The 12,801-nt window shown below is 36.6% G+C and carries 11 protein-coding genes; all 11 read right to left on the bottom strand.

Annotated elements, in window-relative coordinates:
* Positions 1–110 precede the first annotated feature (110 nt).
* Positions 111–1,283, bottom strand: coding sequence for a teichuronic acid biosynthesis protein TuaH (tuaH, locus tag GMB86_RS07525; protein ID WP_155218324.1), 1,173 nt, complete (start codon positions 1,281–1,283; stop codon positions 111–113).
* Between the two features lie 69 nt (positions 1,284–1,352).
* Positions 1,353–2,114, bottom strand: a complete 762-nt coding sequence (gene tuaG / locus GMB86_RS07520) for a teichuronic acid biosynthesis protein TuaG (RefSeq protein ID WP_155218322.1) — start codon at positions 2,112–2,114, stop codon at positions 1,353–1,355.
* A gap of 3 nt (positions 2,115–2,117) precedes the next feature.
* Positions 2,118–2,810, bottom strand: coding sequence for a hypothetical protein (locus tag GMB86_RS07515; RefSeq protein ID WP_155218320.1), 693 nt, complete (start codon positions 2,808–2,810; stop codon positions 2,118–2,120).
* Between the two features lie 208 nt (positions 2,811–3,018).
* Entirely contained in the window at positions 3,019–4,518 is a 1,500-nt protein-coding gene (gene tuaE / locus GMB86_RS07510) for a teichuronic acid biosynthesis protein TuaE (RefSeq protein WP_155218318.1), read from the bottom strand.
* Between the two features lie 38 nt (positions 4,519–4,556).
* Positions 4,557–5,495: an NAD-dependent epimerase/dehydratase family protein gene (locus GMB86_RS07505; protein ID WP_155218316.1), complete on the bottom strand. Its 939-nt coding sequence runs from the start codon at positions 5,493–5,495 to the stop codon at positions 4,557–4,559.
* Between the two features lie 11 nt (positions 5,496–5,506).
* A complete protein-coding gene (gene tuaD / locus GMB86_RS07500; RefSeq protein WP_329602822.1) occupies positions 5,507–6,844 on the bottom strand; it encodes a UDP-glucose 6-dehydrogenase TuaD in 1,338 nt (445 codons plus the stop codon).
* A 49-nt stretch (positions 6,845–6,893) separates the two neighbouring features.
* On the bottom strand, positions 6,894–7,565 hold the full coding sequence (locus GMB86_RS07495; RefSeq protein WP_155218312.1) for a sugar transferase: 672 nt from the start codon (positions 7,563–7,565) through the stop codon (positions 6,894–6,896).
* Between the two features lie 250 nt (positions 7,566–7,815).
* On the bottom strand, positions 7,816–9,222 hold the full coding sequence (locus GMB86_RS07490) for a lipopolysaccharide biosynthesis protein (RefSeq protein WP_329602811.1): 1,407 nt from the start codon (positions 9,220–9,222) through the stop codon (positions 7,816–7,818).
* A gap of 13 nt (positions 9,223–9,235) precedes the next feature.
* A complete protein-coding gene (locus tag GMB86_RS07485; RefSeq protein ID WP_329602810.1) occupies positions 9,236–10,462 on the bottom strand; it encodes a glycosyltransferase in 1,227 nt (408 codons plus the stop codon).
* A 199-nt stretch (positions 10,463–10,661) separates the two neighbouring features.
* Positions 10,662–11,111: a hypothetical protein gene (locus GMB86_RS07480; RefSeq protein WP_155218308.1), complete on the bottom strand. Its 450-nt coding sequence runs from the start codon at positions 11,109–11,111 to the stop codon at positions 10,662–10,664.
* A 57-nt stretch (positions 11,112–11,168) separates the two neighbouring features.
* Positions 11,169–12,584, bottom strand: a complete 1,416-nt coding sequence (gene pepV / locus GMB86_RS07475) for a dipeptidase PepV (RefSeq protein ID WP_155218306.1) — start codon at positions 12,582–12,584, stop codon at positions 11,169–11,171.
* Positions 12,585–12,801 lie beyond the last annotated feature (217 nt).

Here is a 12,801-nt window from a genome sequence, read left to right as displayed (position 1 = left end):
TATAATGACCTTTAAACCGATTAGTCACTTTTTTGTTTATTTGCTAATTTATGAAGTTCTTCATTCGATTTACGATTAGCTCCATCCTATCCATTTAATTTCACAATGGACTACACCAATTGGAGCATTCCTTCAAATATATCATTCCAATTTTTCCCACTAGCGACCTGTATTCGTCTATCTATATACTCAGGACAATCTTTTTCACACTCTAATTTCTCACACGCTTGAATAAATGCTTGACTATCATTGGTTTCTAAATGATTATAAACCGCTTGTTCCACATATTTTGTTGTTGAAGGCAAATGAACACCAATCGCAGGTTTCCCTGCTGCCAAGAATTCAAAGAGTTTTAAAGGGAAAATAGCTTTATTATAAGATGATGCTTTGTAAGGCATAATGCCTATATCAATCAGTTGCATGTATTTCGGAACATCAAACGGATCAATACTCCCCGTCCATACGACATTTTTGTTATTTAACAATTGATGAAATCCATCATTTTCAGTTGTTTGGTCTGGTCCTACAAATAAAAATAACCAATTTGATTTTTTCGTGGCTACGTCTTGAATAAGTTCAAAATCAAGTTTAGATTTTATCCCTCCAATAAAACCTAAAACGGTTCCATTAAATCTATCCGGCAAAATGGCTTTCATAGGAAGCTTTTTTTCTCTAAATAAGTCAAATTCAACTCCATTTTCAAACGTGTAGATGTGTGATTTAGACGGATGTTCGATCTTTTGAATTACTTGATCATGTAAATATTGAGACGTACAGAAAATTCGATGTGCCTTATCTATAATTCGTTCTTCCGCCTTCTGAATCACCTTTTGTCTAAAATAGGATACGAATGATTTTTTGCCACTTATCGAGTTAGTCCAATTATCACTGCAATCATAAATAATCGTGTCCCAATGAAAACCATTTGCTATATAAGGAAAACCCGGAAAGGTAAACCATACTATTAATCTATTTTTCTTCTTGATTTGATTTATATATTGATTGAATGTTGTAAGTTTATTCTTATAAAACAAATCCATATATCTTCCAAATCGAAAGACTTTTTGGGGGAATAGATCTTGAATAGTCCATTGCTTAATACCATTTTTTAGTGTTGTGAAATTATCTGTCGTCCTTCTAGGGGTTGGGCATAACCAGATGACTTCTTCAGTATCAGATTTTTTTTGCAGGAATTCAGCTAGCCGATGACGACGGTAACGAAGTTGATCTTGATGCCATTCAGCTGTGGCTATTATGACATGTATGTTTTTCATCTTTCTCATCCTTTATAAACAATAATTTTCTATGTACCGTTACTGGGCACGAATCATCAACTGCTGACTAGTTGCAGATTACAACCGTTTTAATACCGCATGCATGGCATAATGAAAAAAGCACCACGACGCTTGGAATCTATTTAACTTTTCGATTTCTCGGTAAACTAACCACGTTTTTTTTGCGGCTTTCCATTTGTTTTTTGAAATAGATGAGCTATTGCCTACACGATATTCCGCTAGATTTTCGTTTAATCCATAAGCTGTTATTCCTTGTTTTAAGATCATGAGCCATGTTGCTAGGTCCTGTCTGGTCCGAATGTTGGGCATTTTGAACATTCCTGTTTGTTGGCGGTCGATCATAACCGTTAAACAGCCCACAATCGTGTTTTTAAGCATGTGATGATAGGTCACTTTTTGGGGAGCTTGTATCACCTTATTCATCGATTGCCCATTATGTGTAATATATTCATACCCCGTAAATGTAAAAGCATAGTGATGCTTTTGCATAAATTGTAGCTGCTTTTCCAATTTATCTTGTTTCCAACGGTCATCACTGTCTAAAAAAGCGATATATCGACCTTTCGCATGATCTAACCCAACATTGCGAGCGACGGCAGCCCCACCATTCACATCTAAAAAAATGACACGAATTCTCTTGTCTGATGCCGACATCATTTTTAACTTCTCTCTTGTTCCATCTGTAGAACAGTCATCTACAATTACGAGTTCCCAGTTCTGATACGTTTGCTTCTTAACCGAATCGACGGTTTCATTAATGGTTCTTAAAGCATTAAAAGATGGTGTAATAATGGAAATTAGGGGGCGTGTGCGATCCATTTCTTATTCCTCCTTTTCCTTTGGCTTTGTTCGAAAAATTTCAGGATAAGTGACCCAGACAAAAACGATGGTTATTCCAATTAAAACTCCCAAAGTGGCCCTGCTTTTTGAATTTAAACCGACACTCGTTACCCTTTGGTCATGATCTACAGACTTCAATATGGCAGCTGATGACATCGTTAATTGGGTGGACTCGAGTTTATACAGGAAGCGCTCTTTATCGACTAAGGCATCGGGTCCTACTTTATTCTTTTTTAATGAATGGATTGTATTTTGAATCACTTTTTCTTTTTGTTTGTATTTTTGGGTATCAAGCGCTAAAAATGCCTTCATTATTCTGTTAACCGTTTCAATAGCTAATGACTTCGGAGTATCTGTGTAGGAAAGTTGAATTGTTTTATCATTTATGATGGTGACTTTCAGTTGATTGATGATTCTATCTTGCTCTTCACTTTTTAAATAAGGTAGATTTTCTTTATAAAAGGGCTCATTGGTTAACAAGGATTCAACGTTTCGGGTATTATTTAAATCAGGATCATGATAATTTCCGAGAGAGATGGATGCTTCAGCAGTATAGCTCGAGGAACTTTTCCCGTTCGGATAAAAATATCCGATTAATCCTAGTAAAATGGGAATAACAATAATCAAAACCATATACTTTTTACTTCTCGTTATAATTCTTTGTCGGCTGTTCATCAGTCTTGCTCCTTGGAATATAGAATTGTCGTTTACTAATAAAGTGAAACTTCCATCAGTGGGGGTTTTCTTCATCCCCCACTGATGGTTAGCTGAACCAATCGGACCTTTACGGGCAGTTGATCCCCCACCTATCTTCTTTGAATACTCAGAGTCTTGAGGTTGGGGTCTTACTGCCCGTTAAGGCGGGATAAACCAAATAATTTTTTTAGTTTTTAAGAGTGATAGATTGACTCTTTTTGCGGCTCTTATCACGCGGTGACCGTCCCGTAAACATTAGGTGATTCTTTCTCTTAAAAACCGAAACGGTAGAAATAGTAAAGGCAAGAAAAACCCAATGGAAATAGAGATTGCTCACGGAGCTCGGGCTAATACTGGAGACAGCAAATCCAACGAGTCCCATCATACCCGCCTCTAATAGCGCTTTATATTGTCTGTTCGTCTGCCGTTTGTATAATTTATACAAAGTAAAAAACAGGTAGCTATACATCGTTATATAGCCTAATAGAATCCCTATACCAAAATTTCCAGCTATTTCAGCTAGCCAATTGTGGACTTCATACACTTGATCTATATCGTAAATGGATCGTTCTTTTAAATAAACAGGAATATTTCCAGCCCCAACACCGAATCCAAAAGAATCTATAAGATAATGAAAGGTATTTTGAAGTAGATGGGCTCTAACCACGTTGGATGGAAGTGGTTGATTCGTAGGATATTGGTGATACGCCGTAAATAAAGTCTGGATTTTATTAAAAATTCCACCCATGTAAAAAGGGCTAAAAAGGGCCAGAATACCAATCACCATCACCGTTATCTTTTTTACTCGAGCCTTTAAATGGATAAATAAATAGACTAAACAACCTAAAATCACACCGAGTAAACTTGCTCTAGATTCTGTTAAATGAATCAAATAAACGGATAAAATAGCAAATAAGATTAACATTGTTTTTGATCCGACATTCCTACTAGCTTTAGCTGCTGTAATAAAGAAGAAAATGGCTATACTTAGAAATGTCGCAAAATCATTTTGATTGAAAAAAACGGCCGTTGGGTAAGAAAGTTTATAGGATGGCCCTCCATACAGTGTTGAGGTTGGAAGCTGAATATGCCCAAAATGATTCACAAACCCAATGAGTATTAGACATATGGACATGATGATCCAAATTTTTTGAAATAATAAGAGTCTCGAAACATGTGTAAACGTAAAACTCGCTAAAAAAATAAATAAAATTCCAATTCCTAATAAGAATAAATATTTTATTCCTTCTAATAGCGACTTAGCCCAAAGGAGCGAGATCACACCATATATCATCCAAAAAAGTAAGAAAAGCAGAATTTCTTTTGTTTGGACCTGATTCCAATAATGTGAAAGTCTTTTCTCACTGACCAAATGAACAATAAAAACCATCAAAGCTGCAATGAGTACAATGCGATATAAAAATAAACTGAAGAAACCGACATGGATACTCAGCGCAGATTGATTTAAAAAAGTGGTCATAACGAGAAAATACATCACACTTCGAAAAAATTGCCCGTTATTTGTAAATGGTTTAAAAAGAATACATAAACAAACCGTTAGCCACACAGCCATGAAAATGATAAAATACTCAAATTTCACCCCTAAAAATAAGCAAGCACCCGTAAGTGAAGATAATAAAATAATTAAGGTGCTCGCTTGCTTAGCCATTATCAAATTCCTTTCCATACCTTTACTCCCTTGTATTCCAATTTCAAAATGTAAACTTATAATTTTTGCAATTTTTTGTATTGATTTGGATCATAAATCGTTTCTCTTAGACCTTGAAATAAATCTACACAAGGTGCCCATCCTAGTAGACGTTTTGTTTCATCATTAGATAGAAGACTGTCTCGAATATCTCCTTGTCGAGCGTCTGCATAATGAACGCTAAGATGGCTATTGGCTGCTTTTTTCATTGTTTCAAAGAGTTGATTAATCGTAATTGAGCCGCCTGAAGAGATATTCACAGAAATATTTTTATCTACCTTTAAGGCTTTGATGTTAGCTGATGCGACGTCCCTTACAAAGATAAAATCTCTTGTCTGCTTGCCATCGCCAAAGATCGTAGGTGCTGTCTCTTTTCTCATGCATTCAGAAAAAATAGCAACAACCCCGCCTTCTCCTTTCGCATCCTGTCTCGGACCATAAACATTGCTATATCTTAATATCCCATAGGAGAGACCGTAAAATTTATAAGCCATCTTTAAATAATGCTCCACGGTTAATTTGGTTAATCCATAAGGAGATTCTGGCCTGGTAGGATGATCGACTGACACGGGCAATGTTATGGGATTCCCGTAAACAGCGGCAGAAGAAGCGAACACGACTTTTTTGACATTCGCTTTTATCGCTGCCTTAATAACATGAAGAGATCCTTTCACATTCACATTTTCATCATTTAAGATATCTTTTACGGAATTAGCCACACTGATCTGTGCTGCTTCATGAATAATGTAGTCTGGATGTAAGGATATGATTAAATCCATGACATCAGGATTTGTAATATCAAATGTATAGACATCGATAGGCAGATGCTCCAAATGACGCCGATGTCCAGTTGAAAAATTATCAATAACCATAACTTTATAATTCTCACGTAATAACGCTTCGACAATGTGAGAACCAATGAATCCCGCTCCGCCAGTTACAATCACTCGATCCATAATAAAACCCCCTAAATGATATTTGAAAATGTAGTTTCTCCATGTACGACGGGTCTTCCGACAGAAACGTAAGTGAACCCAAGGTTTTGCATCATTGTTAAGTCAAAAAGATTCCGTCCGTCGATAACGAATGGGTGATTCATTAATCTTTTTGTTTTTTCTAGATCAAGACTTTTAATTTCTTTCCAACCAGTTAAAATCACACAGGCATCTGTTCCTCGAATCGTTTCATACAGATCATCCGAATATGAGCAGATATAACCTAGTTGTTTTTTTGCCTCTGGAATGGCAATTGGATCAAATGTTTTAACATTTGCTCCTAAATGATTTAGCTGAGGTATGATATCCAATGCAGGCGCATATCTCATGTCATTGGTATTCGGTTTAAACGCTAAACCTAGAATACTGATCGATTTTCCTTCCAATGAACCGAGTATTGATTCCACCTTTTTAATTATCTGAACTCTTTGACCGATATTTGTTTCCATCACGGCTTTAATTAATTTAAAGTCGTACCCAAAGGATTCAGCAATATGTAATAAAGCGGCTGTATCTTTCGGAAAGCAAGACCCGCCAAAACCGACACCAGCTTGAAGAAATTTTTGCCCTATACGACTATCTAATCCAATTCCTTCAGACACTTTTGTGACGTCAGCTCCAGCCCGTTCACAAATATTCGCGATGTCATTCATGAAAGAGATCTTTGTCGCCAAAAAAGCATTAGCTGCATACTTTATCATTTCAGCACTTTCTATTGTTGTTTTTACGACCTTTGTGGTAAATGGTTTATGTAATTGGACCATTACCTCCATCGCCTTTGCACTTGTTGCACCAATCACAGCCCGTTCCATTTGCATCGTATCCTTAACGGCTACTCCTTCACGTAAAAACTCGGGATTAGATACAACATCAAAAGCATATTGATCTCTTGAAATTTCACTGATAAGATTTTTGACCATTTTCCCAGTGCCAACAGGGACCGTACTTTTATTCACGATAATTTTATATCCATTTAAATGTTTCCCTATGGTTTTAGCGACTTGTTTAACGTGGGTTAAGTCCGCTTCACCTGTACGTGACATCGGTGTCCCGACCGCTATAATGATAACCTCTGCCCTTTGTATCGCTTTAGGAATATCACTTGTAAAACACAATCGATTTCTAGCAACATTTTTATCAATAAGCTGGTTTAAACCCGGTTCAAAAATTGGAATGATACCTCTTTTCAGATCATTGATCTTTCCTTGATCAATATCACAGCAAATAACATGATTTCCGGCTTCACTAAAACATACACCTGAGACGAGTCCAACATATCCTGTTCCGATAACCGCTATGTTTTTCAAAATCTATCGATCCCTTCCTGTTAGCTTAAATAGGATGTATCATTTGTCACCATTAACGTGCACCTTCACCTGTAAATAGGACTTTGACTGTTTTTAACATGATTTTCATTTCCAAGAGCATGGATAAATTATCAATGTATATTAAATCGTATTGTAATTTTTCTCTTGGTGAGATATCGTATCCACCGTTGACTTGTGCAAGGCCAGTTAAACCCGGCTTTACAAGTAAGCGATTTTTGAATCCTTCAATTTCACGATTGAACTGTTCTGTGAACATAGGTCTCTCAGGTCTCGGACCTATCATGGACATATCTCCTTTTAAAACACATAGTAACTGAGGCAATTCATCAATCCGCGTTTTTCGAATGATTGCCCCCACTTTTGTGACGCGAGGGTCATTCGCTTCAGCCCATTTTGCTCCAAACTTTTCTGCATCTGTTCGCATGGAACGTAACTTAATCAATTTAAATTTCTTACCATTTTTCCCGACTCTTTCTTGTGTGTAAAAAGGTGAGCCTGGTGTTTCTAAAACAATAAACATTGCCGAAACAAAAATAACTGGAAGCGCCAAGACCATACCTATACTTGCAAGGAAAATATCCGTTATCCTTTTCACATATAAGTATTTTTTTAATCCTTTCGTTGGAAAAACCTTGAATGTTGTTTCTGTAGATTTTTCTGTAGAGTCTTCCATAAAATAGTCCAAACTTTTTTCAGCATTCATTGGTGTTGCACCTCACAGAATTTTGAATTCAACTTGCGCCCTTGTGATTGATTATAAAGAAACAATATAAAGCCTCTGTTGAGATATGATAAATAAATCGTAAATAATTGTTAATTTATTTTAAATTTGCTTTGTTCTAAATGATGGTTGTTTTCCAATATTTAATGCGTCAAAATGAGTTGACGTTCAAAAAAAGGGTTGAATGCGAATAAGTTCTTTCACATTCAACCCTTTTAAATATAGCTATTTGTTAAGTAAAATCCCATTCTGACTTATCACGTTTCGTATAAATCAACTGAAGTTGTCTAACTGTAGGAATTTGCACGGCCACTGTAAGTAATAACATTCCAATGTTTATGATAACAATGTAGTTTAGATGGAAACTGTTTAATAAAGCACCCGTAAACAGGATTAAAATAACCCAGAAATGCTTTGTTAGTGAAAATCCATTCCAATTTCGATTTGAGAAGAAACTTCTTCCCCAAAAAAAGAAGATATAAGAAACTCCTGTAGAGATAGCAGCACCAACGGCACCTAATCTTGGGACCAAAAGAAGATTTAAAAGAAGATTAGGTATGACAGCCACCAAGCTCACCCATATATTTAAATAACTCTTCTTTGAAAAGACAATTCCTAAAGTCGTTGTTTCGCTAATCGTATACATGACAGGCTGCAGACACAAAAAGCCTACTATGTAAATAGCATCATGATAGTTTGGTGATAACAAGATAATAATTCCGTCTTTGAAGATCAGGATGCAGCAAAACAATAGTGACATAACTAGCAACACACCATCACTAATACATTTAAAATGGGTGATTGACTTTTGCTCGTTGTACCAACGATACGCCGTAGGCACCCAAAAATTGGTAAAACTAGATTGAACAACAGATAACACAGCGGCTATTTTCAAAGTGGCCGTAAAGATCCCTATCTCGAAAAAGTTGCTCCATGTTCTTAAGGCTAGTCGATCTATTGAATTTAACAAGCTAGCGACAGAGGCTGCAACAATCAAAGGAACACCAAACTTTAAGAGCTGCTTAATAAGATCTCTATCAATGTGAAAACGATAGAAATTGAATAAATGTCTATACCTTATGATCAGATAAAAATCCCCCGCCATTTGACCAAAAACGGTTGAATAAACCACGGCCAAAAAGTCTTGGCGAATAAAGATGATATAGATTAATGTAAGGATCAATATTGCACATTTGATCAAGATATTAAACACCGAGTATTCAACTGCTTTTTCCTGCATTCGAATGGATAGAAGAATAAATCGTTCAAAAACAACAAAAATGAGCATCAGCCCAAACAAAACAGAAGCTAAGATATAATCCCGCTTATCAAACAATAAAAGAGAAACCGTTTTGGCATTTAAACAAATGAGCAAGAAAACAACTAGCGATAAAATTAAAGGAATCATGAGGGCGTTCTTAAACAAGTGGACACGATTCTTACTCGAGTGAAATTCTCTTGTATAGGCTTGATCAATTCCTAAATATAAGAATGTCCCTATAAGGACTTGAAATAACGCAAACATACTTGCTCTTCCATATTCATTTGGCGAGATAAAATGTGTCGTTAAAGGGATTGTGATAAAAGCGATAAATGCACCACCAATTGGACCTATGGAAAAACCAATGAGTTTTTTCACGAATGGGTTCATACTAATGGATTTTCCTTTCAAAAGTATCGATTAATTGCTTATTTAGCTCACAAATATTAAATTGACGAGATACCGTTTCTCTGGCTTGTTCTATGATCGAGCTATGATCTTCCATATCAAAAATATTTTTTAGGGTATCTACTAATTCTTTGGCATTCTTTTCCTCTACGAGATAACCATTAACCCCGTGTTTAATTAGCTCTGGAATACCACTATGATACGTAGAAACAACAATTTTCCCCATAGCCATCGCTTCCATTAAAATAACCGGAATCCCTTCCATATCACCATCATGACTTGTTACACTTGGAAGTAAAACTACATGTGATTCCTTCATTATCTCTATCACTTGGTCTTGCGTTTTCCAACCAAGCAATTGAATGTGATCTTCGAGTCCTTTATTTGAAATGATTGAACGAAGCTCTTTCTCAAGAGGTCCTCCGCCAATTATTGAGTAGGTAATATTATAGCCTTTCTTGATAAGATTGGAGACAGCTTGTATGCCATAACTCAAGCCTTTTTTTTCTACAAATCTAGCGATTGATATGATTTTTATATCTTGGTTCATTTTGATCGGGAGATATTCAAATTTATCAACATCAATTCCCATATGATGAACAATTGTCCGAGTGGGATTTGCCCCCATTCCTTCTAGTTTACTTTTCCAGAAGTTGCTGATGGGAAGTAGGACCGCCTTCGATTGAAAAAGGTCTTTGTAAACATCGTCGCCTTTTTGTCTAATATACCGAAGCATGTCATAACCATGGAATGTCGTAAATAATCGTCCACTAATAAGACCCATTTGTATCAACTTATGGGCAAGCAGGCCATTTGGACCAAAATGAGCATGAACGATATCCATATCTAGCAGAGGCTGTTTCTTCAATCGGTTGTATAACAATATTAAATTAGGAGAGCTCAACAAAGCTTTCCATGATAAATGTGTGGGGTGTTTTTTGTGGAGTAGTTGACTATAACTAAAGCTGAAGAGTGACTTAACAAATGTCATTCCTTTAGAAAATTTATTATCTCGCCCATTTTCATCATAGTAGATCACATGGTCTAGCAAATGATAGTTAGATACGTCTTCATGTATTTTATAATTGGATTCACTTTTTTTAGCTAATACAGTAACATGATGCCCAGCATCAATTAGACCTGTGATCTGATTTAAGATAAATGTCTGTGACAACTTTGGAAATTCACCAACAACATATAATATATTCACTGTTACGACACGTCCTCATCATTCTCTAACTCTATAAGAGATTTTTATCATAGTAAGGGGCAAATTGATAAACAAAATAATGTGAGTGTGTCAATGCATATTAAATAAGAGGAAATAACTAGACTTATAACATTTGTATCGTATTTTTAGGCAAGAGTCAATGTTGATAAATTTACAATTGAAAGAGGTTCTGAGAAGATCAAACCACGCCAGAGATGAATTGCACCACTTGGAAGCGGAATTGTGCTACTTTGGATTGGGATTGAGCCATTTCATAACGGAATTTCGCTACTTCAAAGAAGAATTGCGCCTCTTCAAAATGGAATTGCACCACTTCAAAATGGAATTGCGCTACTTCAAAGTAGAATTGCGCCACTTCATAACGGAATTGCGCCTCTTCGAAATGTAATTGCGTCTCTTCAAAGCGGTATTGCGCCTCTTCATAACGGAATTGCACCACTTCAAAATGGAATTGCGCTACTTCAAAGCAGAATTGCACCACTTCAAAATGGAATTGCGCCTCTTCAAAGCAGAATTGCGCTACTTCATAACAGAATTGCGCCTCTCCGAAATGTAATTGCGTCTCTTCAAAGCGGTATTGCGCCTCTTCATAACAGAATTGCGCCTCTTCATAACGGAATTGCGCCACTTGAAAACAGAAAATAACCCAATGAAGAGGTATTCATTGGGCATTCATATTGCATTTTTATTTATCCATATTGGCCAGATTATAGATGGCATCTGCATAGATCTGCGTTGCTAGTAATAAATCATCCAATTCAATATACTCATCCACTTGGTGCCCGGTATAAGGTTTACCTGGGAAACAAGCTCCAAAAGCGACTCCGGCATCTAAATATTGAGCATAAGTACCTCCACCGCTTGTTAAGAGCTCAACATCATTCTCCCCTGTATTTTCTTCATAGACCTTTTTTAAAATTTGAACGCCTGGATGTTTTTGATCCACATACAACGGTTCATTTTTTATCAATTCACCGATCTCAAATCCCTGTTTTTTAACTTCCGATGTTAACGTCTCAATTAACTCATCTAATGGAGCCGTAACCGGACATCGGATATCAAGGGATACTGAGCCTCCTTGCGAGTGGTCAAACCTTACAATGCCCGCATTCACGGTTAAACGATCGGTGATGTCATCTTTAAATGGAATACCTAAATTTTCCCCATAAAAATCGTTATTTAACGTATTAGCTAAAAAAGAAATAAATGTTTTTTCAGCTTCTGAGAATGGAGCCTCTTTCAATCCATTAGCAAGTAAAAATGCTGCATTCACGCCGCCATAAGGCTCTGAACCGTGGGCTGACGTCCCTTTGACCGTTAATTTCCAACCATTTTCTACTTGTTCAACGGAATAGACGGTTTTCTCGTTGTCTAATGCTTGTTTTATTTTATCTACAGCATCGTTTGCTCGGGATCCGGAAATGACAGCATAAGCCTGATCGGGAACCATGTTAATTCTTTCGCCAGATGATAATTCAACTAGGACGAGATCTGAATCCTTGTCGTGTTGTTGAACTTTATACTCTAAACGCGTATGTATCCGGCCTTTTTCTGCATATATCAATGGGAACTCAGCGTCAGGTGCAAATCCAAATAAAGCCATAGGTTCTTTCGTGTTATAATACTTCATACAGCTGCAGCCACTTTCTTCATCTGTACCTATAACAAGGCGAATTCGATGCTTGATTGGCAGACCTGAATCTTTGACCGCTTTCAATCCATAGAAGGCAGCCATTGTTGGCCCTTTATCATCAATCGCTCCTCGAGCGAAGATTTTACCGTCTTTTACATAAGGTTCAAATGGAGGGTTTGTCCAGTTACCCGTTGCAGGCACGACGTCGGTATGACCTAATATCGCAATATAATCTTCTGCCTCTTCAGGTCCGTACTCGATATAACCCGCATAGCCGTCTATATTTTTTGTTCGAAAACCTTCCCTTTCTCCTAGTTCCAATAGCTGACCAAGTGCCCGTGCTATCTCAGGACCAAAGGGTTCACCTGGCTTTGCGTGTTCGACATCCTTTACACTTGGAATAGCTAATAAGTCAAAAAGATCCTTTAAAAAGGCATCTTTGTTTAAAGTAAAATTTAATTTATTCATAATATCACTTCTTTCAACTGGTTTTCTTTGGCGATAAAATGGTGATTTAATCCTTTTACCAGTATAGACCTTTTTACGTTAATGAATCAATTTTCAACTTTTTACTGAATGAGAGTAACCCTAAGACTCCTTTTGGTAGTATCGTATAGAAAGGTATAAAGCCATATTTCTCTTCTTTAAAAGCTGACTAAAACGAAGAATAATTAGCAGGTTTTTC

This window comes from Terrilactibacillus tamarindi, assembly GCF_009718825.1.
Lineage (GTDB): Bacteria > Bacillota > Bacilli > Bacillales > Sporolactobacillaceae > Terrilactibacillus > Terrilactibacillus tamarindi.
Note: the sequence above shows the minus strand (reverse complement) of the source record. Positions and strands in the feature narration are given on the sequence as shown.